26 protein-coding genes and 1 tRNA gene are annotated in these 25,239 nt (G+C 31.0%); 12 read left to right on the top strand and 15 right to left on the bottom strand.

Translation table 11 applies throughout. From position 1 onward, the window contains the following. A complete protein-coding gene (locus ACLII3_RS10490) occupies positions 1 to 408 on the top strand; it encodes a VOC family protein (protein ID WP_412984182.1) in 408 nt (135 codons plus the stop codon). 38 nt (positions 409 to 446) lie between these two features. Here ACLII3_RS10490 and ACLII3_RS10485 read toward each other — a convergent pair whose 3' ends face one another. Further along, positions 447 to 2,069: a SulP family inorganic anion transporter gene (locus ACLII3_RS10485; protein ID WP_412984181.1), complete on the bottom strand. Its 1,623-nt coding sequence runs from the start codon at positions 2,067 to 2,069 to the stop codon at positions 447 to 449. Between the two features lie 102 nt (positions 2,070 to 2,171). On the opposite strand from ACLII3_RS10485, the gene ACLII3_RS10480 reads away from it, so the two are divergent. Continuing rightward, entirely contained in the window at positions 2,172 to 3,911 is a 1,740-nt protein-coding gene (locus ACLII3_RS10480) for a M14 family metallopeptidase (RefSeq protein ID WP_412984180.1), read from the top strand. Positions 3,912 to 3,919: 8 nt separating this feature from the next. Then, the gene (locus ACLII3_RS10475; RefSeq protein ID WP_412984179.1) at positions 3,920 to 4,399 is read left to right on the top strand and encodes a DUF1572 domain-containing protein; all 480 of its coding nucleotides are present in this window, start codon (positions 3,920 to 3,922) and stop codon (positions 4,397 to 4,399) included. Here ACLII3_RS10475 and ACLII3_RS10470 read toward each other — a convergent pair. Genes ACLII3_RS10470 through ACLII3_RS10460 form a run of 3 tightly spaced genes read right to left on the bottom strand, consistent with a single transcriptional unit; the run spans position 4,383 to position 6,286 of the window. Next, a complete protein-coding gene (locus ACLII3_RS10470) occupies positions 4,383 to 4,670 on the bottom strand; it encodes a twin-arginine translocase TatA/TatE family subunit (protein ID WP_412984178.1) in 288 nt (95 codons plus the stop codon). The genes ACLII3_RS10475 and ACLII3_RS10470 overlap by 17 nt on opposite strands. A gap of 43 nt (positions 4,671 to 4,713) precedes the next feature. Further along, complete coding sequence (locus ACLII3_RS10465) at positions 4,714 to 5,499, bottom strand: hypothetical protein (protein ID WP_412984177.1); 786 nt, start codon at positions 5,497 to 5,499, stop codon at positions 4,714 to 4,716. Then, positions 5,486 to 6,286, bottom strand: coding sequence for a carboxypeptidase-like regulatory domain-containing protein (locus tag ACLII3_RS10460; protein WP_412984176.1), 801 nt, complete (start codon positions 6,284 to 6,286; stop codon positions 5,486 to 5,488). Before ACLII3_RS10460 ends, ACLII3_RS10465 begins: the two co-directional genes overlap by 14 nt. A gap of 128 nt (positions 6,287 to 6,414) precedes the next feature. Between ACLII3_RS10460 and pepE the strand changes: the two genes are divergently transcribed. Then, the gene (gene pepE, locus ACLII3_RS10455) at positions 6,415 to 7,122 is read left to right on the top strand and encodes a dipeptidase PepE (RefSeq protein WP_412984175.1); all 708 of its coding nucleotides are present in this window, start codon (positions 6,415 to 6,417) and stop codon (positions 7,120 to 7,122) included. A gap of 35 nt (positions 7,123 to 7,157) precedes the next feature. On the opposite strand, the gene ACLII3_RS10450 is transcribed toward pepE, so the two are convergent. Then, a tRNA-Gly gene (locus tag ACLII3_RS10450) sits at positions 7,158 to 7,230 on the bottom strand. Positions 7,231 to 7,278: 48 nt separating this feature from the next. Then, positions 7,279 to 7,647, bottom strand: coding sequence for a GNAT family N-acetyltransferase (locus ACLII3_RS10445; RefSeq protein WP_412984174.1), 369 nt, complete (start codon positions 7,645 to 7,647; stop codon positions 7,279 to 7,281). A gap of 183 nt (positions 7,648 to 7,830) precedes the next feature. On the opposite strand from ACLII3_RS10445, the gene ACLII3_RS10440 reads away from it, so the two are divergent. Next, positions 7,831 to 8,601: a M48 family metalloprotease gene (locus ACLII3_RS10440; protein ID WP_412984173.1), complete on the top strand. Its 771-nt coding sequence runs from the start codon at positions 7,831 to 7,833 to the stop codon at positions 8,599 to 8,601. 58 nt (positions 8,602 to 8,659) lie between these two features. Here ACLII3_RS10440 and ACLII3_RS10435 read toward each other — a convergent pair whose 3' ends face one another. Next, the gene (locus tag ACLII3_RS10435; protein ID WP_412984172.1) at positions 8,660 to 9,052 is read right to left on the bottom strand and encodes an ankyrin repeat domain-containing protein; all 393 of its coding nucleotides are present in this window, start codon (positions 9,050 to 9,052) and stop codon (positions 8,660 to 8,662) included. Between the two features lie 239 nt (positions 9,053 to 9,291). On the opposite strand from ACLII3_RS10435, the gene gpmI reads away from it, so the two are divergent. Both gpmI and ACLII3_RS10425 read left to right on the top strand, forming a co-directional pair. Beyond that, the gene (gene gpmI / locus ACLII3_RS10430) at positions 9,292 to 10,809 is read left to right on the top strand and encodes a 2,3-bisphosphoglycerate-independent phosphoglycerate mutase (protein ID WP_412984171.1); all 1,518 of its coding nucleotides are present in this window, start codon (positions 9,292 to 9,294) and stop codon (positions 10,807 to 10,809) included. Positions 10,810 to 10,829: 20 nt separating this feature from the next. Next, entirely contained in the window at positions 10,830 to 11,240 is a 411-nt protein-coding gene (locus ACLII3_RS10425) for a BT0820 family HAD-type phosphatase (RefSeq protein WP_412984170.1), read from the top strand. A gap of 2 nt (positions 11,241 to 11,242) precedes the next feature. Here ACLII3_RS10425 and ACLII3_RS10420 read toward each other — a convergent pair whose 3' ends face one another. Further along, positions 11,243 to 12,508 carry an acetyl-CoA hydrolase/transferase family protein gene (locus ACLII3_RS10420; RefSeq protein ID WP_412984169.1) on the bottom strand — a complete coding sequence of 422 codons (1,266 nt, stop codon included), beginning with the start codon at positions 12,506 to 12,508 and terminating at the stop codon, positions 11,243 to 11,245. 122 nt (positions 12,509 to 12,630) lie between these two features. On the opposite strand from ACLII3_RS10420, the gene map reads away from it, so the two are divergent. The 4 genes from map to ACLII3_RS10400 are packed head-to-tail and all read left to right on the top strand — an operon-like array spanning position 12,631 to position 15,387. Continuing rightward, positions 12,631 to 13,449, top strand: a complete 819-nt coding sequence (map, locus tag ACLII3_RS10415; RefSeq protein WP_412984168.1) for a type I methionyl aminopeptidase — start codon at positions 12,631 to 12,633, stop codon at positions 13,447 to 13,449. A gap of 4 nt (positions 13,450 to 13,453) precedes the next feature. Continuing rightward, a complete protein-coding gene (locus tag ACLII3_RS10410; RefSeq protein WP_412984167.1) occupies positions 13,454 to 14,236 on the top strand; it encodes a DUF3050 domain-containing protein in 783 nt (260 codons plus the stop codon). 4 nt (positions 14,237 to 14,240) lie between these two features. After that, the gene (locus ACLII3_RS10405) at positions 14,241 to 15,005 is read left to right on the top strand and encodes a class I SAM-dependent methyltransferase (RefSeq protein ID WP_412984166.1); all 765 of its coding nucleotides are present in this window, start codon (positions 14,241 to 14,243) and stop codon (positions 15,003 to 15,005) included. Between the two features lie 10 nt (positions 15,006 to 15,015). Further along, complete coding sequence (locus ACLII3_RS10400) at positions 15,016 to 15,387, top strand: DUF423 domain-containing protein (protein ID WP_412984165.1); 372 nt, start codon at positions 15,016 to 15,018, stop codon at positions 15,385 to 15,387. Positions 15,388 to 15,440: 53 nt separating this feature from the next. Here ACLII3_RS10400 and ACLII3_RS10395 read toward each other — a convergent pair whose 3' ends face one another. After that, the gene (locus ACLII3_RS10395; RefSeq protein ID WP_412984164.1) at positions 15,441 to 16,934 is read right to left on the bottom strand and encodes a T9SS type A sorting domain-containing protein; all 1,494 of its coding nucleotides are present in this window, start codon (positions 16,932 to 16,934) and stop codon (positions 15,441 to 15,443) included. 174 nt (positions 16,935 to 17,108) lie between these two features. Between ACLII3_RS10395 and ACLII3_RS10390 the strand changes: the two genes are divergently transcribed. Continuing rightward, complete coding sequence (locus tag ACLII3_RS10390; protein WP_412984163.1) at positions 17,109 to 19,244, top strand: response regulator; 2,136 nt, start codon at positions 17,109 to 17,111, stop codon at positions 19,242 to 19,244. Between the two features lie 157 nt (positions 19,245 to 19,401). On the opposite strand, the gene ACLII3_RS10385 is transcribed toward ACLII3_RS10390, so the two are convergent. The 6 genes from ACLII3_RS10385 to ACLII3_RS10360 all read right to left on the bottom strand — a co-directional run bounded on the left by ACLII3_RS10385 (position 19,402) and on the right by ACLII3_RS10360 (position 25,089). Beyond that, a complete protein-coding gene (locus tag ACLII3_RS10385; RefSeq protein WP_412984162.1) occupies positions 19,402 to 19,584 on the bottom strand; it encodes a hypothetical protein in 183 nt (60 codons plus the stop codon). Positions 19,585 to 19,882: 298 nt separating this feature from the next. Beyond that, complete coding sequence (locus ACLII3_RS10380; protein WP_412984161.1) at positions 19,883 to 20,854, bottom strand: FAD:protein FMN transferase; 972 nt, start codon at positions 20,852 to 20,854, stop codon at positions 19,883 to 19,885. Further along, positions 20,855 to 21,232 carry a Na(+)-translocating NADH-quinone reductase subunit F gene (locus tag ACLII3_RS10375; protein ID WP_412984160.1) on the bottom strand — a complete coding sequence of 126 codons (378 nt, stop codon included), beginning with the start codon at positions 21,230 to 21,232 and terminating at the stop codon, positions 20,855 to 20,857. Between the two features lie 68 nt (positions 21,233 to 21,300). Then, positions 21,301 to 22,170 carry a DUF4846 domain-containing protein gene (locus ACLII3_RS10370; protein ID WP_412984159.1) on the bottom strand — a complete coding sequence of 290 codons (870 nt, stop codon included), beginning with the start codon at positions 22,168 to 22,170 and terminating at the stop codon, positions 21,301 to 21,303. A gap of 55 nt (positions 22,171 to 22,225) precedes the next feature. Next, a complete protein-coding gene (locus ACLII3_RS10365; protein ID WP_412984158.1) occupies positions 22,226 to 23,968 on the bottom strand; it encodes an ATP-binding protein in 1,743 nt (580 codons plus the stop codon). Beyond that, a complete protein-coding gene (locus ACLII3_RS10360) occupies positions 23,962 to 25,089 on the bottom strand; it encodes an FIST signal transduction protein (protein ID WP_412984157.1) in 1,128 nt (375 codons plus the stop codon). The genes ACLII3_RS10365 and ACLII3_RS10360 overlap by 7 nt, the downstream gene beginning before the upstream one ends. Positions 25,090 to 25,239 lie beyond the last annotated feature (150 nt).

The following is a 25,239-nucleotide window of genomic DNA, read 5'->3' as shown; positions in this document are numbered from 1 at the left end:
ATGAAACCTTTTAATATTAATTTTTTAGACCATGTAGCCATTTACGTTAAAGACATGGAAGTTTCTATTAATTGGTATGCAAAAGTTTTAGGATTAAAAAAATACCAACTCGAAAAGTGGGGAGCATTTCCTGTTTTTATGATGACAAATAAAACTGGAGTTGCTATTTTTCCTGCTAATTTAAATCACGATAAAATAAATCCTGAGTCGAGAAATGTAAGGATTGAGCACTTTGCATTTAACGTTACAAATGACGATTTTATAAAAGCTCAAAATCATTTTAAAAGCTTAAACATTCCCTTTGAGTTTCAAGACCATCATTACTTCCATTCTATCTATGTAAGAGATCCCGACAACCATAAGGTTGAGCTAACTACCATTATGGTTGATGAGAATAGTTTTTATTAAACTAACACATAAAATCTCGCAGACACAAGATTTTTTTTTTAAAATTTATACTCTCCCAAACCTTTATCAAAAGCTTCAGGGTTTTCGGCTAAATGATAACGTGGATCATCAATATCTTCTATAATCACACTATTAAACTTAGGACTTGATTTTTGTAATAAGATCTTACAATCTTCGCTTAAGTGTTTTAGTTTAACCGATTTTCCTGCAGCTTCATATTTACCTACTAGATTATAGATAGCCTCAATAGCTGAATGGTCACTCACGCGCGATTCTACAAAGTCTATTTCTACTTTATCTGGATCATTCTTTACATCAAATTTTTCATTAAATGCGGTAATACTTCCAAAGAATAAAGGTCCCCAAATTTCGTATACTTTAGTGCCATCATCTTTCATACGCTTACGTGCACGAATACGTTTAGCATTTTCCCAAGCAAATACCAATGCACTTACAATAACTCCAGCAATTACTGCAATTGCTAAATCAAAAAATACCGTTAAACCAGATACGAGTATTAAAACAATTACATCAGATAACGGAATCTTATTCATAATTCTAAAACTAGACCATGCAAACGTGCCTATTACCACCATAAACATTACACCAACTAAAGCTGCAATTGGTACTTTTTCAATTAATGGAGAAGCAAACAATATAAACACTAATAACATTACTGCTGCGACAATACCAGAAAGTCTTCCACGACCTCCACCTTTAATATTAATAATAGACTGTCCAATCATAGCACAACCTCCCATTCCGCCAAACAGTCCTGTAATAATATTTGCACCTCCTTGAGCCATACATTCGCGATTAGTATTACCTCTCGTCTCTGTTAAATCATCAATCAAGTTCAAGGTCATTAACGACTCAATTAAACCAATAGCTGCAAGAATTAAAGCATAAGGCCCAATAAACTTAAGTGTATCCATATTAAATGGTACTTTGCTAAAAATATCAGTTTGGAATGTTGGTAAACCACCTTTTAAACCTTCTCCTCCACCTTCACGGATAAAACTACCTACAGTAGCAACATCTAATCCACCAAAAATCACAATAGCTGAAACAGCTAAAATAGCTATCAAAGCTTCAGGTAATTTTTTAGTTAGTTTAGGCAACCCAAACATAATTCCCATAGTTAAAGCCACAAGACCAAGCATAGTCCATAACTCAGCTCCTTGCATCCAAACCATATCACCTTCAACAGGCTTCATAAACATTCCTAATTGCGATAAGAAAATTACAATTGCCAATCCATTTACAAACCCCATCATTACTGGATGAGGAATCAATCGTACAAACTTTCCAAGTTTAAAAACACCAGCAAGCATTTGGATTATTCCCATTAAAATAACCGTAGCAAACAAGTAGTATAAACCAAGTTCTTCTCCAGGAGCTCCCATTGCATTCCCTTTAGCTACTAAAGCAACCATTACTACTGCTAAAGCTCCAGTAGCACCACTAATCATTCCTGGACGTCCACCAAAAATAGAAGTGATTAAACCAATCATAAACGCAGCATACAAACCAACTAATGGGTCAACTCCAGCCACAAAAGCAAATGCAACAGCTTCAGGTACCAAGGCCAAAGCAACTGTTAACCCACTTAAAATATCATTCTTTGCGTTTGCTGCTCGTTTTCTAATAAACTCAGTCATAATGGTTTGTTTTTTTGAAGCCGCAAAAATACAGCTAATATTAGTACTTGCAAGTGCAAGTTATTATAATTTCATTAAGTTTGAAATACATAAACATTTGCAATGAGAAAATTTATTTTTATTTCAATGCTTTTAGTGTTTTTTGCTTGCGGAAATACTGAAACTAAAACCACTTATGATTTTACAACTACTTTTGAAACTTCTAAAGGTACACAAACAGCAACTTATCATGAAGTAATTGCTTTTTGGGAAGCATTAACAAAAGCTTATCCTGAAATAAATATACAAACCGTTGGTGAAACCGATTCTGGTTATCCTTTGCATTTAGTAACACTAAATCCTAATGGTAATTTTAATTTTGAAAACATTAGAGAGAACAAACGCATTCTACTTATAAACAATGGTATTCATCCTGGGGAATCTGATGGTATTGACGCTACAATGCTTTTATTTAGAGATATTGTTCAAGGTAAAATAGATATGCCACAACAAACCGTTTTAACAACCATTCCAATTTATAATATTGGAGGTAGTTTAAACAGAAACTCTGGAACCAGAGCCAATCAAAATGGTCCAGAATCTTATGGTTTTAGAGGTAATGCTCAGAATTATGATTTAAACAGAGATTTCATAAAAAGTGACACTAAAAATGCACGCGCTTTTGCTGAATTATTCCATTTAGTAAAACCAGATGTGTTTATTGATAACCACGTAAGTAATGGTGCAGATTATCAGTACACATTAACCCATTTATTTACTCAACACAATAAACTTGGCGATAAATTAGGTAATTATATTCATACAGAAATGCAACCAAAACTAGAAGAAAAACTGGCTGCTAAAAACTGGGATATTACGCCTTATGTAAATGTATTTGGAAGAACTCCTGATGAAGGCTTTAGTCAATTTATGGATTACCCAAGATACTCTACAGGATACACTACATTATTTAACACGCTTGGAATGATGGTAGAAACACATATGCTAAAACCTTACAAACCTAGAGTTGAAGGCACATATGAATTAATGAAGAGCATGATTGAAATTACAGAAGAAGATGCCGAACGCATTAAAGATTTAAGACAAGACATGGCCTTTCTGATACGTAAGCAAAAGAACTATCCTTTAGATTGGAAAATAGATACTACACAAACAAGTACATTAAACTTTAAAGGTTATGAAAGTGCATATATTGAAAGTGAAGTTACAGGTGCCAAACGTTTAAAATATGACCGAAGTAAACCTTTTACTAAGGACGTTAGTTATCAAAATTATTTTACACCTACAATTGAAGTCGATATTCCTTCAGTATATATCATTCCTCAAGGTTGGCATAAAGTTATTGACTTACTTAAGCTCAATCAAATTGAAATGAAAGCTCTAGAAAACGACTCTACTATAACTGTTGAATCTTATAAAATTGCAGGCTATAAAACGCGTACAAGTGCTTACGAAGGTCATTATCCACATTACAATACTACTGTAACTTCAAGTACACAAACACTAACTTTTAGAAAAGGTGACATCATTATAAATACAGCTCAAGAAGGCTTTAGATACCTTATTGAAACTTTGGAGCCTCAAGCACCAGATTCGTTTTTTAACTGGAACTTTTTTGATACCATTCTACAGCAAAAAGAATATTTTTCGCCTTATGTATTTGAAGACACTGCAAAACAACTACTTGACTCTGACCCAAAACTAAAAGCAGCATTTGAAACAAAAAAAGAAACAGATGACAGCTTTAAAAATAATTGGTATGCGCAATTAAGTTGGTTATACCAACACTCAAATCATTACGAGAAAGCACACATGCAATATCCTGTGTATCGTATTAAATAAATTACCAAATGACAAAAACTCAACAATTAGCTACACGATTTAGGGATTTATTTTTAGAAGGCAAATGGATTGCTAACACTAATTACAAAGAGACTTTATTGAATATAAATTGGAATCAAGCAACCACAAAAGTGAAATCCTTAAATACCATTGCACTACTTACGCAACACATTAACTATTATATAGAAGGTGTTCTACAGGTTTTTGAAGGTGGCAACTTAACCATTAAAGATAAATACAGTTTTGATTTCAAATCTATTTCCTCACAACAAGAATGGGAAGCTTTATTAAATACATTTTTTACAAATACAGAAAACTTTGCTAACCACTTAGAAGTAATGTCTAACCAAAAACTAAATGAAAATTTTGTAAAAAAAGAGTATGGTAATTACCTGCGTAATATAGAAGCTATGATAGAACATGGCTATTATCATTTAGGGCAAATTAACTTGATAAAGAAGCTAATAAAATCTAAAACTTACGCTTAACTGAACCTGTAAAGTTATCTAAATCATCCTTTACTTTTTTAAGTTCATCACTTATACCTGTAGTTACTTCGGTGTCTATCCCATGGCTTTCAGCACTTTTATTAATTTCGTGCTTGATGTCGTTAGTAGCATCTTTTAATGAACGCATACCTTTTCCTAATCCTCTAGCAATATCAGGAATTTTATCGGCTCCAAAAACCATGACTACTATAAATAGTATCAAAGCGATTTCTGCGCCACTAATAAATAAAAATGTTGCTTGTTGTATCACAGTGCAAATATAATGAGTAAGTTTTATTTAGCTAATAAAAAAATTAATCTTTAGCATTTAAATTTGCTTTATACTCTTTTAATTTTTCTTCAAGAAACTGGAAAACTTCAACTGGACTTTTATCCTTACAGCGTTTTTGAAAATTTTCATCATCTGCACAGAAATAGAAAAAATCCATATGCAAAATTTCATCTAACTGATTGACAGAAAAAAAATCTTTTGCTATGTCTTCTCGAATACTTCTTATTATTTCATCATCCTGATCAAGCTTAACTCTATTTTTTAAACGCTTTGTACGACCAGAAATTCCATTTAATATCTTATTTAAATTAAGCCCTACTCCTAAGCCTATAGAAACATATTTACCATTATCGGCTTCATATAACTTTCGTTCGTTTTGAGTTTTTTTCTTTCCAGTATATCCTGGAATTCCAACATCGTAAAAATCTATAGGTTTTTCTGCTTCAGAATTTGATACATCTGAAGATAAATCTCCTGTTAAAACCTTACCTACTGTAACCTCATCAAGTTCATTAACATTATCTATTAAATTCACTGTAATTGACTTAGAGTCAACATTTGCTTTACTAACAATAACACTTAAAAATTTATATTGAATTGAAGAAAACACAATTGTATCTTGAACTTTTGCCTCAATTGTAAAACCACCTAATTGATTGGTTGTAGTATACTTATTTAATGTTTTATTCATTACATGTATGCCTTCAACATCTTTACCTGCAATTACAGAACCATTAATTTCAACAGTTTGTGCTTGAGCTATACTTGTGATAAAAATTACACATAAAATAAGTTTAATCTTTTTCAATATTCAATTTTTGGAATGATTTACTCTTGGTAATTAAATAATCTAAAAATTCTAACTCCTTACCTTTATCTAATAACGTTTTATCAAATTCTTCAGTATCTACATAATCGATAAAAGCATCTATTTGGTCTTCAGGAATATTTAAACGCTTTAATAAATAAGCAACCGAATATGCTTGTGTAATTTCACTTTGGTGTTTTACGACTTGCTTTTTCTGTTTAGACTTATCTTTAAAAATAGGTTTTAAAAGTGTACCTACAATATTTACAAAATCGGCAGTATAATACATTTTATGATCTCTCATTGCTATATTTCTAACACCAGATTTATAATCGTCAGGAAATTCGAACTTTTCCATATTATCTAAACCAAAATATAACACATCTAAATTTGGGTTTTTAGTTTTGGTGTTTTCTAAATCCACCTCTAAATTACCAGTCAATCCATATGGTAATAAAATAATTTCATCAAGCGTATTAATTTTTTCAATTAGAAAAATAGTCATACTCTTAGCTTCTATTATTTGTGAAGTAATAGTTACATTAAATTTTTCAAACTGAAGTGCAGAAACTTCTACTCTATCATTTTCTGTTACAGCAAGCGAAAATGTTCCATTTTCATCGGTTACTGTTCCTGTATTTGCAGATAAATTATACACAGTCACTCCCTCTTTATCTACACTATCAACTATAATTTGTCCTTTAACTTGAATTCGTTCTATACTTTGTGAAAATGAAAGTGAAAAAATAAAACAGAATACTAATAATAATTGTTGGCTAAGTTTCATGATATAAAATAAGTTATTTGTTTTCCTAAAAAAATGTAAATAGCAATTAAACTTTTGTTAAAAAATCTATTTAACTAAATTTACAAAAAAACTAAGACTTTTAATAGGTTAATTTGATATAAATCAAAATGAAAAAATTAATAATAGCAAGCACTTCAACCGTTCATGGCAGTGGTTTTTTGGAGTATATTTCAAATGATTTAAAAACTCATTTTAAAGACGTTTCTAAAATATTATTTATTCCTTATGCAAGACCTGGAGGTATATCGCACAATGAATATACATTAAAAGCTAAAACTGCTTTCAATAAAATTGATATTGATGTAAATGGTATTCATGAATATGACAATCCTACTGAGGCTGTAAAAAACGCTGAAGGCATTTTTGTAGGTGGTGGTAATACTTTTGTACTTGTTGACCAACTTTACAAAAACAATGTCATTTCTGCTTTACAAGAAAGTATTAACAATGGCACTCCTTATTTAGGCACTAGTGCTGGAAGTAATATTTGTGGTTTAACTTTATGTACTACTAATGATATGCCTATTGTTTACCCTCCAAGTTTTAAAACGTTAGCGTTTGTACCTTTTAACATTAATCCACACTATCTAGACCCAAACCCAAATAGTACTCACATGGGTGAAACTAGAGAAACACGAATTCAAGAATTTCATAAATTTAATACACAACCTGTTGTTGGATTAAGAGAAGGTAGTTATTTGCATGTGATTGGAAACGAAATTATACTGAAAGGAAATTTACATGCTCGCATTTTTGAACAAAATAAAGTTCCTTACGAAATAAGTTCTAATACAAGTCTTACTAATTTAAACTAAAAAAGGTTTCACATTAGTGAAACCTTTTTGTTTTGAGCGGGAGACCGGGTTCGAACCGGCGACATTCAGCTTGGAAGGCTGACGCTCTACCAACTGAGCTACTCCCGCAATTCTTGGGCAAATATATATAAACTATTTTTTTTAATAAAGAAAAATCTACAACTTCTTTAAAAAATGATATCCTAAAATATTAAACCCCTGATTATAATAGAACTTATGAGATTTATTATTTTGTACATACGTGTTTAATTCTACTGTATCACACCCTTTTTGGGTAACATAATCGTAAATCCATTGTAAAAAACGACTACCTAAACCTTCATTTTGATAAGAGTCATCAATATACACATGATCTAATTCAACGCTTCTTCCAGAATAATGTCTTGTACAAAACCACATTCCACAAATACCAATTATGTTATCTTTATTTACTATGACCGCACATTCATAGTTTTGTTTTGCCATTTCTAAAAACCTAGACTCTAAAACCTCATCTGCGAACTTATAATCTGTAAACTTTTGCATCAAAGGTATGATACTTGTTATTTGCTGCTTATCTAAAATTTTAAATTCAAAGGACATCTTTTTTTAATGCAATATAATTAATAATTACTTCTGTGACTTTAATCATTTAGTGTGTCTAAATAGTAATACAAAAAACATTTAAACTTATCTTTTGTATTTTTACTAACCTAAAAAACATTAACCATGAGAGGAGGTAATAGAAAAATTCGTTTATTAATTGGAGCAGGTATAATTCTTTTCGCTGTAATTAAATACTGTTCTAGTGCTGAAGTAAACCCATATACAAACGAAAAACAGCATATAGCCTTAACTGAAGAACAAGAGATTGCAATGGGATTGCAAGCGGCTCCACAAATGGCTCAGCAACATGGTGGCTTATATGCTAATGAACAATATCAGAATTTTGTTGATGAAGTTGGTCAAAGACTTGTAAACAATAGCATTGCTAGAGAAACTGGATATAAATACGATTTTCATTTACTAGCCGATAAGAACACTATTAATGCCTTTGCTTTACCTGGTGGTCAAATATTTATTACTTATGCTTTATTTTCTAAACTTGAAAATGAAGATCAATTGGCTGGTGTTTTAGGTCATGAAATAGGCCATGTAGTTGGTAGACACTCAGCCGAAAGAATGGCTAAACAAGGTCTTACTCAAGGTATTTTAAATGGTGTTGCAATTGGTGTTGACCCTAATACAGCTCAAGGTGCTGCAGCTATTGCACAAATGGTAAATATGAAATACGGTAGAGAAGATGAATTACAAAGCGATGATCTAGGTGTAAGATTTATGATTGAGTCTGGTTATAATGCTGAAGAAATGATTGGCGTTATGCAAATTCTTAAATCTGCTGCAGGACCTAATAGAACTCCTGAATTTCAAAGCACACATCCTGACCCTGAAAATAGAGTAGAAAAAATAAAAGAAGCTATAAAAAAATATAAAAACTAAAAAAGCCTTGTTTTACAACAAGGCCTCTTTTAACTAACCATCTAAATAATAAAAAAGTCTATTTAACTTTTTTCTTTAAAGTATATTCTAATAACTCAATTGCTTCGGTAGCATTACTTTTTTTTGCATAATTCAATGCCGTAATACCATCTCTAGATTTTAAATCTAAATCTGCTCCATAAGAAATTAATATTTTTAAAATATCTACTCTATTAAATTTTGCTGCATACATAGCAGGTGTCATTCCGTTTGACTTTTTGTCAATATTCACTCCATTAGAAATTAAATTTCTAAAGGTTTCAATATCTCCCTTAGCAATTGCCGAACAGAAAGTACTTACTCTACTTACACTAGTCTGAGAAGTCGCTGACATAACAGTATTATTAGTTGCATTCACATTTCCTATTGCTAAACCAAGAGCAATTACTGTAATAAAAATTGATTTTTTCATGATGTACGTTTTTTGATTAATTGAATTGATATACTAAAAAGACGCCATCAAATAATTCTTGTTACAACTAAATAGTCATTATAACATTTAATTAACTTATTGTTTACAAAAATGTTAAAATACAAAATTATAAAATCCGTAATAAACCAAGGTTATTATTATGATTTTTGAAGCTTTAAAAAAGCTTCAATCTTAACAAACTTCTTTATCTTTGGACGAAGATTTAGAAAACTAACATCATGAACAAAAAAGCTATTTTAATGATACTTGATGGTTGGGGAAAATCACCAGACCCAAAAGTATCAGCTATCGACAACGCGAAAACACCATTTATTGACTCACTATATACCAAGTATCCTAATGCTAGTTTAAAAACTGATGGTTTACATGTTGGTTTACCTGAAGGTCAGATGGGAAATAGTGAAGTTGGCCACATGAATTTAGGAGCAGGTAGAATAGTATATCAAGATTTGGTTAAAATAAATCTAGCTGTAAAAAACAAAACTCTAGAAAATGAACAAGTGCTAGTTAATGCTTTTAATTATGCAAAAACTAATAACAAGAATGTTCATTTATTAGGGTTAGTTAGTGATGGTGGTGTTCACTCGCATATTAACCATTTATTTGGTATATTAGATGCAACTCACAAATTTGGTATTGAAAACACTTATGTTCATGCATTTACAGATGGTCGCGATGTTGATCCTAAATCTGGTTTTGGTTTTATAACAGAACTCGAACAACATTTAGAAAAAACAAATGCAACCTTAGCAACAGTAACAGGGCGTTATTATGCAATGGACAGAGATAAACGTTGGGAACGAGTAAAGCTTGCTTATGATGCGTTAGTTAATGGGAAAGGCGAATATTCTAAAAATGCTACAGCTACAATTCAAAATAGTTATGATGAAGATATTACAGACGAGTTTTTAAAACCAATTGTAATGACAGATTCTAATAACAACCCAAAAACAACCATAAAAGAAGATGATGTAGTTATCTTTTTTAATTTTAGAACAGACAGAGGACGTCAATTAACAGAAGTTTTATCACAAAAAGATTTTCATGAATATAACATGCATAAGTTAAACCTTCATTATGTAACCTTAACCAATTACGACGAATCTTTTGAAGGAATAAATGTTGTATTTAATAAAGACAACCTTAGCGAAACATTAGGAGAAGTACTTGAAGCAAATAACAAAACACAGATTAGAATTGCTGAAACAGAAAAATATCCTCATGTTACTTTTTTCTTTTCAGGTGGTAGAGAAACACCTTTTAAAGGTGAAACAAGAATATTGAGAAACTCTCCTAAAGTTGCTACCTACGATTTAAAGCCTGAAATGAGTGCTTATGAATTAAAAGACGCATTGGTTCCAGAGTTACAAAAAGGAGACGTAGATTTTGTATGTTTAAACTTTGCTAATGGTGATATGGTTGGTCACACTGGAGTAATGGAAGCCGCTATAAAAGCTTGTGAAGCTGTAGATAAATGTGTAGAAGAAGTTGTTACCACAGCTTTAGGAAATGGCTATACTACCTTATTAATTGCAGACCATGGCAACTGTGAAACAATGTTAAATCCTGATGGCACACCTCATACAGCACATACTACTAATCCTGTACCAATTATTTTAATTGATAATGAATTAGATAATATTAACGATGGTATATTAGGCGACCTAGCACCTACTATTTTGAAGTTGTTAGGAGTAGATAAACCTGAAGCCATGACACAAAATTCATTAATTTAGCTTAATTTAGTTTTCAAATTATGAACTTTCACAACAAATTAACGCTTGCCATAGATTTTGATGGCACCATTGTAGAAGATGCTTATCCTGGTATTGGTAAGACTAGAATATTTGCCTTTGAAACCTTAAAAAGACTTCAAGAAGATGGTCATAGATTAATATTATGGACTTATAGAAGTGGCAGTAAACTAGAGGATGCTGTAGAATTTTGCAAAAAGAATGGCATTGAATTTTATGCAGTTAATAAAAGTTTTCCTGAGGAACAATTTGATTACACTAAAAGTCGTAAAATAAACGCTGATCTCTTTATAGACGACAGAAACATTGGAGGCATCTTAGGATGGGGAGAAGTTTATCAAATGCTTACAAACTCGGAACCACCTTTGAAGGCTAAAAAGAAATCAGGTTTTTTAGGGTTATTTAAAAAGTAGACTTACATCAAATCAAAATATTGCTTATCTATAGATTCTCTATGATCTGGATGTGCAATATTTACTAATGCTTTTACACGTTCTTTAATTGTTTTCCCATATAAATTTGCAACTCCATACTCTGTAACCACATAATGTACATGGGCTCTAGTTGTAACTACTCCTGCTCCAGGTTTTAAAGAAGGTACAATTCTACTAATCCCTTTATTGGTTATAGAAGGTAATGCAATAATTGCTTTTCCTCCTTCACTTAGTGACGCTGCTCTTATAAAATCCATTTGTCCTCCTACTCCAGAATACATTTTAGACCCAATAGAATCGGCACAAACTTGACCTGTTACATCAACCTCTATGGCCGAATTAATGGCAACCATCCTTTTATTCTGCTTAATTACAGACACATCATTGGTATAATCACATTCACGCATTTCTACAAATGGGTTATCATCTACATAATCATACAAACGCTTAGATCCCATTAAAAATGTAGTTAATGCTCGCCCTGGATTAACACCTTTATGGTTACCATTAATAACATCTTTTAATATTAAATCAATCACTCCATCAGAAAACATTTCTGTATGCAATCCTAAATCCTTATGATTTGTTAATCTAGATAGTACAGCATTTGGAATACTACCAATTCCCATTTGAAGTGTACTTCTATCTTCAATTAATCCAGCCACGAAATCACCAATCTTCTGCTCAGTTTCAGTAGGCTGAGTTAAGCCATGTTCTGGAAGTGGTTCGTCACATTCAACAAACATATCTATTTCACTTACATGAATAATACCATCTCCATGTGTCCTTGGCATTTGCTTATTAACTTGAGCTATCACAGTTGTGGCATTATCAATTGCTGCTAAAGTAGCTTCAACCGAAACTCCTAAAGAACAGTATCCATGCTTATCAGGCACAGACACATGTATTAATGCAACATCAATATCTATAATATTTCTTTTAAACAAAATTGGAAGTTCACTTAAAAACACAGGTGTATAAGAACCATTACCTGCTTTTAATGTGTGACGAACATTTTTTCCTATAAAAAAAGAATTTACATGAAAACTTTCATGCAACTCTGGATTAGCATAAGGTGCATCACCTTCTACATGCAAGTGACAGACTTCTACATTTCTTAATTCTTCATGACGCTCAGTCATAGCATCCACTAGCACTTGAGGCACTGCAGCTGCTGCTTGCAAATACATTCTATCATTTGACTTTATAACTTTTACAGCTTCTGCTGCACTTACAGACTTATACATATCACTTAATTTATGGTACAAAATTATCAATAAACTATTTCAGAAAAACTGTCAAAAGTCATATAACATTTAAAACTTATCCAAATCTATATTTTAAGTATCTTTGCCAATATTTTTTAAGCATGATAATAGTAAAAACACGAGAAGAAATAGAATTAATGCGCGAAAGTGCATTGGTAGTATCAAAAACTTTAGGAATGTTAGCTAAAGAAGTTAAACCAGGAGTAACAACTTTACAGCTCGATACAATGGCTGAAGAGTTTGTACGTTCTCAAGGTGCTATTCCTGGATTTTTAGGTTTATATGATTTTCCAAATACACTTTGTATGAGTCCAAATGAACAAGTTGTTCATGGTATTCCAAACAATGAACCTTTAAAAGAAGGTGATATTATCTCTATTGATTGTGGTGCTATAAAAAATGGATTTTATGGTGATCATGCTTACACATTTGCTGTTGGTGAAATTGCTCCTGAAGTAGAACAACTTTTAAAGGTTACCAAAGAATCTTTATATGTAGGAATTCATGAATTTAAAGTTAATAATCGTGTTGGTGATGTTGGTTATGCAATTCAAAATTACTGTGAATCTCATGGCTATGGTGTTGTAAGAGAATTAGTAGGTCATGGATTAGGACGTAAAATGCATGAAGATCCAGAAATGCCAAACTATGGTCGTAGAGGTAGAGGTAAAAAATTTATTGAAGGTATGGTTGTAGCTATTGAGCCTATGATTAATCTTGGCACACAACGTATCAAACAACACAGAGATGGTTGGACAATTACTACTCTAGACAATAAACCAAGTGCTCATTTTGAGCATGATGTGGCTATTGTAGATGGTAAACCAGAGTTGCTTTCAACTTTTGCTTACATCTATGATGCTTTAGGTATTGAAAGTGATGAAGAAAATGAGTTTAGACAAAAAGCTTTAGTTCTATAGCTATATGACTCAAATAGAAATTATTGAAAAAGAATTGGCTGTATTACGCCAAGAGTTAAATCAACATCCATTATACAGCAATTTAAAAACTATTGAAGACATCAAAACCTTTATGGAATCACATGTCTTTGCGGTTTGGGATTTTATGTCGCTTTTAAAAGCGTTGCAAAATCAATTAACCACAACAAGTTTACCTTGGATGCCTGCACAAAATGCTGCAACAGCTCGTTTTATTAATGAAATTGTTTTAGGTGAAGAAAGCGATTTAAATGCTGAAGGATTACCTCAAAGTCATTATGAAATGTATTTGGATGCCATGATGGAAGTTAACGCAAGTACTTTAAGTATCCATACATTTTTAGACTTCTTAAAGCAAGGCTATTCTATTGAAGACAGTTTATCCAACAGTCAAATAGATGATACTATTGCTCAATTTGTAAAATTTACATTTGATATTATAGCTACTAAAGAAGCACATAAAATTGCATCTGCGTTTACTTTTGGGAGAGAAGATATTATTCCCGATATGTTTTATGAGATTATAAACAAATCTCAAACCGATAGCAATGCTTATACTAAACTCAAATACTATTTGGATCGTCATATAGAATTAGATGGTGATGAACATGGTCCTTTATCATTACAAATGATTGAAGAATTATGTGGTGACGACTCACAAAAATGGAGAGAGACTTTAGAGGTAGCTAAACAAGCATTGCAACATCGTATTAATTTATGGAGCGCAATTACTAAAGAAATTGAAGAAGAAATTCCATTAACGGTTTAGTTTTTTGAAGCAACTTTTTAAACTCATATTAAACACTATTCCAAGACCATTGCTCATTAGGTTGAGTTATGTAGCACGCCCTGTAATTGCATTTTTTTTAAAAGGAAACACCTTTACAGATCCTATTGATGGTAAACACTTTAGAACGTTTTTACCTTATGGATATGGTACACAACGCAATAATGTACTATCGCCTTCAACATTATCTTTAGAAAGGCATCGTTTATTATGGTTATATCTTAAAAACGAAACCGATTTTTTCTCTGCTTCTAAAAAGGTGTTACACTTTGCTCCTGAACAGGCATTTTATAAACGTTTTAGAAACATGTCTAATTTAGACTATGTCACTACAGATCTAGAATCGCCATTAGCTGATGTGAAAGCAGATATATGTGACTTACCTTTTAAAGACAATGAATTTGATATTATCTTATGCAATCATGTCTTAGAACATATTCCTGATGACACCAAAGCAATGCAAGAGCTGTATCGCATTTTAAAACCTGGAGGTTTTGGTATTTTTCAAATCCCACAAGATTTAAGTCGCGAAACGACTTTTGAGGATGATAGTATCACAGATCCTAAGGAACGTGCTAAAATCTTTGGACAGTATGATCACGTTCGAGTGTATGGTCGTGATTATTTTGATAAGCTTCGAAGCATAGGATTTCAAGTAGAAGAAGTGGACTATACAAACACGCTTTCGGAATCAGATATTACAACATACTGCTTAGCTAAAGGTGAAATTATTCCTCTAGTCAAAAAATAAAAAACACATTATGAATACTGAAATTGTTATTACTACAGCTGCTACCTTTGGTATGTTAGCTGTTATTTTTGGCGCTTTTGGTGCGCATGCACTCAAAAAAATATTATCTGAGGATCAGTTAAAAAGTTTTGAAACTGGCGTAAAATACCAAATGTATCATGCCATAGTTTTATTGGTTTTAGGATTAAACCCAACTTATATCACTTCTGAAATTTATTGGTGTTTCACTATTGGGATTCTACTCTTTTCTTTTAGCATTTATGGTTTAGTCATTAGCTCAGCAAAAGGCAAAAAACTAAAATTCTTAGGTCCTATTACACCTCTTGGAGGCTTACTCTTTATTGTGGGTTGGTTACTTCTTATTATAAATACGATTTCATAAAAAAAGGAAAGCATAGACATGCTTCCCTTTAAAAAACTTAACCTAAACTAAAACTACTTTTTTACAAACCTTTTAATAATCGTTTGATTATTGTCTCCCTCAATTTCTATAAGATAAATACCTTGGTTAAGCTGTGATACATCTATAACTTTACTAGTCGTTTTTAATATTTCTTTTCCTAAGACATTAAAAATTCGTATTTGTATTATCGCTTCATTAGACGCAACATTTAAAACTGTATCTGTTGGATTTGGATAAACTCTGATATTATTTTCTTCTAGGCTAAAACTAGATGCACTTAAGGTAATAGTATCATTCTCAAAAACCGTAATATTTCCACTTCCTGCTCCACCTCCATTATTTGAAGACACGATTAAATCTAAGTCACCATCGTTATCAAGGTCTACAGATTCTATCCAATTAGGATCAATAACTGTTGATGACAGTATTGTTGGCGCATTAAAAGCAATAGTACCTAACGCTATACCATCCACTGCAGTATTTTTATATAGTAATATTTCATCAGTAGCATTATCTACAACTGCTATATCTAAAACACCATCATTATCATAATCACCACTAGTAAGTGAGACCATATTTTTAGAACCATCTGATGACAACAAAATTGTGCCCTCTCCCATTCCTCCTTGACCATAATATTTTAAACTAGATGTAGTTCCAGCAGCATTTACAGCAATAAAATCGGTATTACCATCTTCATTAAAATCGCCAGCAACAGTTTTTCTTGTACCTGCAGACGTTGTTGGCATATTGGTAATTAGATTAATACCAAAACTATAAGTAGGTCCATTTAAAGTTTGAACTCCATTTGTACTATCAGTACTCCCATCTGCTTCATTACCTCTTCCAAACTTTGAAAGCACCAAATCTAAATTCCCAACGTTAGCAATATCTGTAAACAATCCATGTAATGGTCTTCTATTTGCAGTTCTTTGTAACAATGTGCTTACTGTACCTCCAACAACATTAAGAACTCTAACATTAATGGGATCATTAGAATCTCCAAGGGCAAGTAATTCATATTCTGCATCGGCATCATAATTCACCTTGCCAATATATCGGCATCTATTTAACTCATAAAGAAATTGTAAACTCCCAAACGAACGATTTCCTAAATTTTCTATCCAATATATACCATCATTGGCAGAAGTTGAATTTGCATAATTTGAAAATACAATATCTAAATCACCATCAGCATCAATATCTAAGCTAAGTGCAGTCCAAGGCTTTATGATAGAACCACCAACTAATAAAGGACCATATGTTATTGTTGTATAATTTGAAATATTTCCTGTTCCATATAAAACAGATATGCTATTTCCTGAAAATTCTGGAACGATAATATCTGTAAAACCATCTCCATCAATGTCTTCGTAATCAAATTGTTGTGGTTGACTGAGTCCATTACCCACTCCATGTTGTGTAAATTGTTGTGCGTTTATTTGAAAAGTAAAGACACTTAAGAAACAAACCCATAAAAGTTTAGAGCAAATTGTATTAATTGTAATAGTAATTTTTCTATTCATTATTTATGATTTAAAATTTGGTACAAAACTAAATTTCAACCACTTATCTTATGCTCCAATTTTAGAACCATTTAGTTCATCTAACAACCTTTTGATTCAAAAACAACGATTTGAATCACAGGCCACAGAATATGATTATTTATTCTATATTCAAATCATCAAACATTATTGCAATTGGAATTTAAAAAGCTATACAGCGTTTGGATCTCATATGGTCTTTCGTCAAAATTTGAAAATGAAAAAAATAAACGCATTAAAATACTAAATGGTTATGCTATTATTTGGCTACATCTCATTCTATTTTTCTTTGTCGCAACCTTAATCACTCAAGGTCTCTCATTATTAAATGACCACTCAAAAACGATTATTAATTACACAGATTTAATTGCTCAAGGCGTAACGGCTTTATTTTTATTTCCAGTTTTACATCTTAACAAGAACTATCATTTTGGCGTTGCTCGTGCTTTATTTCTATCTATTGCTTTTATTAATGTTTTTGCCTACGCTATTTTTATTTTTCCTGGCAATTTTACGGAGTATTATTTCTTAATACATGGTGGATTGAGTTTAAGTCTTTTTAAAAGAAATATTTACCCTTTTATACTCATGGTTATTTCTTTCTTCCTATTCTTAACGCCTTATTATTTTTTTGATACTTACTCCGAAGATTACATAGAACGTTTATTGCTGTCTCCTGCTCTGAGACTATTTATATCTCTTTATCTACTTTTTAATTATTTTAAAAGATTGAATCATAGAAATGAAAAACTACTTTCATTAGAAAAAGACAAAGTATTATCTGATAAAATCATTCTTCAAAAACAAGAATCTGAACTCAGAAAACTTAATGATTTCAAATCGCATTTCTTTGTTAACTTCTCACATGAAATTAGAACTCCAATAACTTTGATTAAAGGTTACACTTCTCGAATTGAATCTAAAGATGCCGAAAATCAGAAAAAATTAAACATTGTTAATGAACAAATTTCTAACATTGAAAGTATCTTAAACAATATTCTAGATTTAAGTAAAATTGATGCCAATGAACTTCGGCTTGAAAAAACACAAGTAGACTTAGAGCCTTTAATTAAAAAACACTACATCAATTTTATTGAATTGTTCAATAAGAAAAACATTGACTTTAAGCTTGACATTGACATTCCTAAACTGTCTATATTTTGTGATGAAGAATTTATATCGAAATCACTAAACAACTTATTGAGTAATGCTTTAAAATTTACACCTAAAAACGGAAACGTTACTATTAAAATAAAATACAACACAGACTTAAGTATTTCAATTATTGATAATGGCATTGGAATTCCTAAAGAAGATTTAATTAAGATATTTGACCGCTTCTATCAATCTAAAAATGAAATCAACAAATCTCAAGGTAGTGGTATTGGTTTAGCATTTACAAAAAACATTATTGAAGCTCATGGTTTTTATATTGATGCGGAAAGCACTCCTAATACATCAACCCAATTTACAATTACAATTCCTGAACAGTTTATTACTGAGGAAATTGAATTTGTAAATCCTAAAATAGATCTATCACTCAATGGCATCAAAAACAAACCTACTATACTTATTGTTGACGACTATAAACAGCTCAGAGATTACCTCAAAGATGTATTAAACGCTTATCATATTCTTGAAGCTGAAAATGGCGTTGAAGCTCTAAAAATAATTCAAAGCCAACCTATTGATCTTCTAATAACAGATTATATGATGCCAAAAATGGATGGCAATGAATTGATAAAAAACATTAAGAAAACCAACTTAAAATTCCCAATAATCATACTTACGGCTAGAATAGATGAATCTGTGAAGTTAAAAATGTTACGCATTGGTGTTGATGATTATTTGATTAAACCTTTTCTTGAAGAAGAACTCCTCTTAACGGTAAAAAAATCTTTAGAAGCTCACCATGCTATAATTGAAGAAAAAGACAATTTATCCAATCATGACATTATAGATTTTGAGAATCAAAATTCGGATTTTAGTACCAAAATAGCTCAAAAAATCAACGAAAATATAGCGAGTTCTGATTTTGGAGTACAAGACATTGCTGATTATTTTGAGATTTCTAAAAGTACTTTAAATAGAAGAGTCAAAGCGATTTTAGGCCAAACTACCCAACAACTTATATTACAAGCTAGACTTGAAAAAGCAAGAGATCTTTATTTACAAAATCCTAAAGTGACTCAAAAAGAAATTGCTAAAAATGTTGGGATGAGTAACACTTCTTATCTATTTAAAAAGCTAAAAGAAACTTATGGTAAGCAATACAAACTCAAAGACGACTAGTTTCAACAAAGCAATGACACATGCAGAAATTAACAAATGCTTATTACGTAGTGTTTCTAACTTTGTTATATCAGCTTGTTGTTCTGCTGTTTCTTTTCTTTCTTTATTTTTTCAGCTTCATATTTAACTTGCATTTCTTCAATAGCATTGACCTTTTCTATAGAATATAAATTTGCACTAATATAGAATCACTTAGCATTAAACCTTCATTATCATTAAGACTATCTTGGTTAAATCTTGACTTTAACGCATTCTCCAAAGCTACATCATATTGCCCTAGTTGAGTATTTAAAATACTGTAATTAAGATAAGATTGAGCTAACTCCTTTTGAATACTCAATTGCCTTACTTATTCTTATAGCTTCTAACAGAATAAGAAATATCTGTAGTTGTATAATATTTTGATAATTCATTTAAAAGTTTCGCCCAAGTAGTGTGACTTTTTTTTATGATTTTCTATTATTGCAAGCAGCCTATCAATTTTTGCTTCTTGGGCTAAAAGTAAAAAGGTAAAAAATAAAAAACAGAAGGACATTATAAATTTCATTCTTGCTAAAATAGAAAACAAAGATGAAATTTAAGTTATAACAATAAACTTAAAACTTCTGTAATATCGATATTAGTTTCTGAATATCTTTTTACTCAGGAAAGTGATTTAATGCTAAAGTTTCTAATTCTTTATTAGCGTTTTCAAAAATTAAAAACACTTGAAGGTCATGATGTTTTTCTAGAAAGCTTTTTATCTCTTCAATACTCATAGCTTGTAAAGCAGTTGCATAGGCATCTGCCATCATACAATTATCTGCAATTACTGAAACACTTAATACATTTGTTTTGCTTGGATAACCTGTTTTTGCATCAATAATATGCGCATAACGATTGCCATTTTCATCTATCTTAAATTTTCTATAAGTACCTGAAGTAGCCATAGCTTTATCTGTCAATTCAATTGATTTTAAAAATGGTGTATTTTCATCTAAACTTGGATTTTGTACACCAACCTTCCAAATAGCTTCTTTTTCAACATTTATTCCTTTTAACCTGATCTCTCCACCTATTTCAACCAAGTAGTTTTCAATTCCTTTAGACTCTAAGAACTCACCTATAACATCAACCCCATAGCCTTTGGCAATAGCGTTAAAATCTAATCGAACTGGTAATGGTTTTTGAATACTTCCGTTAACCAAACCTACTCTATTAAGCCCAACGGTTTTCATTAACTCATTAATCTTTAAGCTATCTAAATTTTCTATTTTTCCTTCAGGTCCAAAATCCCAAGCATTAACTACAGCTCCAATTGTTGGGTCAAAAAGCCCTTCAGTATACCTATAAACTTCTTTAGAACCAGCTAAAACAGTTTTAAAATGCTCGTCAACCATTACAGTTTCATTTCTATTTATTTTAGAAATATCTGAATTAGGAATATAGGTTGACATCGACTTATTAATGACATGAAAAATGCTATCAAATTGTTTTTCATAGTTAACATCAGAACTATAAACAGCTTGATATGACGTACCAAAAACAGTTCCAGCAACTTTAATATTAGTTTGTGGTTTCTGGCAAGAAAATGCAATAAATACTAAAAATAGGGTTAATAACTTTTTCATTTAGTTTAGGTTAGTTTCAACAACTTGAATTCCGTTGTACTCTATTAAATATTCTTCGTTTAAATATAATGGCAAATCTTCACCTTTTGGATTGCCCAAGCCTACTCCAGCATATAATACTTTCGCTTCTTTTTCTCTTGCATGTTTTTTGAAACTTTCCATCCAAATCACATCGTAATTATTTGGATTTTCTGGTAATATAACTGCACGTACAATTACAAAGTAATATTGATTATTCTTATCAATACAAACAAATTGCGGATGCTTTTTTAGTTTGCTGTTAATAGCAATAAACTCAAAACCTCTTTGCTCTAAATCTTTTCCAACATGGTTCATAGCTAAGTTATGTAGTTCTTGCTTTGAAAGTGATTTGCTCATGCTGCAAAAATACAATAATGCAATCGGACAAAAAAGCAGTTTTTAAACAAGTAAAGTAAGAATATTAATTATTTGAAACGCACAAATTTTGAATCGTAAAACGTATAATTAGACACTGGAATTACAGCATCTTTCTCTAATTGATACCAAGGAGATAAGTTAGTATCCTCTAAGTTTTTAACTAAATGTACACTTTGTGCAGGTGTATTTCCTTGAAATAACAAAAAGAGTTTATCGCCTTTAGCGTTCACAACCTCATCACAAATAATAGCAATATGCCCTGGAGAACCTCCTTTAATAAGCATATCTCCAATTTTAAGATTATTTGCATTATTTATTTTAGGTAATTCATGATATAGGGACAAGGTTCCAGAATACATGTATATTAAGTTTAAGTACTTATAAAAGTTTGTTTTTGATGTGTCTTTTGCAGCTGTTTTATGAAAACTCACTTTATTTCCATCAATTTTTGGTCTATATCCTTGGGCATATTTTTTCCATGAACAATAATGTCCGCTGGTAAAGTTAAACCCTATTTCATCTTTTCTATTATTATCCCAAAGGTATTCGCTACGTACTCTTATTAAGGCATCTGCACATTGTTGTAATCCGTTTTTTGGCACTGGAATATCTAAAATACCAATATGACCTCGTTGCCAAAAATACTCGGTATCATCATAATTAATAATTTTTGTACCAAAAGGTTTTAAATTATAATTGCGTAAGTACTCTTGAAATGAACCCTTAGGATATGAAACACGTTGATATCCTTCTGGAGTTTCTACTCTTGAAGAAATGGTTAATTTATCCTCATTTAAATGATTTGTAACTTTTACAGCACTCGCAATATTTTTAACTTGTTGCTTAATAGGTTTTATTTTATACACAAATAAAACAACACCACAAGTAAGAAGACAAAGGATAATAACTTTTCTCATAATTATGAGAACGAAAAAAATCTAAATTTTAGTATTAGTTTTTGAATAATATATTTTACTTCTCTACAGCATTAGCATTCACTGAATAAGCATGCAATAAATTATAAAGCTCTGAAGGTTTAAATGGTTTGCTCATAAAACCATTCATTTTATACTGTTCGGTTTTTATTTTTATATCAGTTTGCGCAAAAGCAGTTAAAGCAATAATTGGTACGTTAGCCTTTTTTTTATTTTCAAGGTTTCGTATTTCTTTAGTTGCTTCATATCCATTTAATATTGGCATTTGAAGATCCATTAATATTAAATCAAAATCTTCTTGCTTATAAATCTCTAATAACTCCTCTCCATTATTTGCAATCCTAAAATCAATTTCCCAATTATGAAAAAACTTTTTAAGGATTAAAACATTCATTTTATTATCCTCTGCAACTAATACTTTTAATTGAATAGGTTGATAAGTAGGTTGTTTCTCTATCATAGTTGGCAAATAGCCGCTTAACCTATTACTTATCTTATAATTAATAGCAAAAGAGAATATAGAACCTTTATTTGGCTCACTCTTAACAATTAAATCACACCCTTGTAAGTTAAGGAGCTTCTTACTAATTGCCAGCCCTAAACCTGTGCCTCCATACTTAACAGATGTTTCCGAATCTGCCTGAATAAAACTTTCAAAGATAGATTCTTGTTTATCAGCTGGAATACCAATTCCTGTATCCTCTACTCTAAATTCTAAATTAACCTTATTGTTATCAATATTTAAGTTTTTTACTCTTAATGAAATACTCCCTTCTTCAGTGAACTTTAATGAATTACTTAATAAGTTTTTAATTACTTGAGTAAGCTTCATTTGATCACCAATAATAACATCTGGAGTTTTAGGACACTTTATTATTTCAAACTTTAAATTTTTAGCTTTTGTTCTAAGTTTAAAGTGTGCTTCGATATTATTTAATAGCGCATAAAGACTAAAATCTTTTTCAACTAGTTTTAACTTTCCAGCTTTTATTTTATCAAAATCTAACAAGTCATTTATCAAACCTAATAAATGCTCTCCTGAATATTTTAAAGCTTTAAGGTTTTCTATCTGATCTGGTAAATGCGCATCCATTAAAAGAATATTGGCTAAACCAGTTACAGCATTTAAAGGTGTTCTGATTTCGTGAGACATTGTAGACAGAAACTCATCTTTTGCTTTACTTGCCTTTTGAAGCTCTATTTCAGTTTTCTTCAAATTTGTAATATCAACTATAGTGCCTATATAACCAACCTTTTCTCCGTTGATATCTTTACTAAGTTTAAACTTAACTTCAAACCAAAAGAATTCATGTTCACTTTTTGGGTATCTAAATACAAACTTTAATCCTTCAATTTTTTTTGAAAATAACTGTTTAATACTTTTATCTCCTTGAATATACTCTTCTTTTAAAAAATCCTTGAAATTTCTACCCAAAGAATCTTTAATTGAATAACCTGTATACTCATTCCATGCTTGATTTAAAAAAGTAAAGTTTCCTTCAAGATCAGTTTGGAAAATTATTCCTTCAACATTGGCTAGAATAGTTTCAAGATGATTTTTTGTTTTGTCTCTTTCATTTCTTAAATCTTGATTAGCTATAAAAAGTTCTCTTAAACTCTCTTCCAGAATGTTTTCAATATGCCCTATATCTTTATCAAAACTCTTATAGGCATCATCTACCTTATTTAAAAAGTCAGCATAGGCTTTATTGCCTGATAAATCTGTATCAGATTTTTTAAGTTGTCGTCTTAAAAGTCTATGTAAATTTTTATTTAACACTCAGATAATGTTGTTATAGTCATTGTTTGGTTATGTAATTCGCAAGGTGAAAATTCTCCAAATGGGGCTATTTCACCATATGAATAAAAGCCAGTAATGCATGGTTTTTTACCTAAAATATCTCTAACTACTTCTACCTCTTCTTCAACTAACTGTTTTAGTACCAATCGACGTCCAACGCAACTAATTAATATAGCCAACTCTGTATCTTCCTTAAATATTTTATTAGCAGAAATCGCCGAATCTTCAGCTCCATTTATTAATCTATCTACATTAGCTTTCATAAGTCTAACCTTAGAGCCTTCTGGGATATTTCCAGCAAACGTAAGACTTTGCTCATCTTCATTTACTGCTAAAATTGTTCTTACTACTGGTTTAGTTTGCTCATTTACTCTCATACTAAGAGGAAATAATAACCCTGAACTAGGTAAACTTTTAGCTTGTTCTCCTAAAAAAGACTTATACAGCTCTAAAGCTGGCAATCCATCTAATTCATAGAGTACATTCTTTTCAGATTTTGTTACCAAACGCTCCATTCCAAAGCTATCCCATCCACCTTTTGAACAATAACCTACTTTTAAATCATCTCCATAAAAACCTAAAGCTACAACTACCTTATCAAGAATTTCATCATCATTAATTATAAACGTTTCATTAAATCTTGAACCATCAGCAGCTAAGCCTCCTGTTATACTTACATTAGGTAGTTTAGATTTTAATCCTGAAACCAAATCTGCTCCATTAACATTTAAACCATCACTTAATATTAAAGCATGTTTTAAATCTTTATGCCAAAGCTTACTTGCTAATTCTTGACCTGACTCAAAACTAGAATTCATATCATTTATAGTAACTGAGAATTTTTTATGCTCTACTTTATTAAACCTAATTGCTGTTAAGGAAACTGTAGCATCACTAACTGTGATGTCTGATATTTCTCCTGCAGTTGAACAACCAACAATAGTAGCCTCTGGATATTTAAACTTTAATTTATTTAAGAATTTAGTTTTATACTTAAAATCATTAGATACAAAGAGCAAAAAAATACTTGCTTCAATTGTAAGTAGGTTTAAGTCATTCTCCCAATTATTTGAAGTAATTGAAATTTGTTGTACATCCATCTTGAAAAGAGTTTAGTTAGAAAAGGGCTTTTAATCGATGTTTTAACACATTTAATCGAATATATGCGTTTTTTTTCTAATAAAAAAATTGTTGTAACCTAATCATTTAACTTGAAACTAAATAACAAGCTTTAATACATTAACAGTCAA

This window comes from Pontimicrobium sp. IMCC45349 (assembly GCF_047219225.1).
Lineage (GTDB): Bacteria > Bacteroidota > Bacteroidia > Flavobacteriales > Flavobacteriaceae > IMCC45349.
This window is presented reverse-complemented; position numbering and strand designations above follow the sequence as displayed.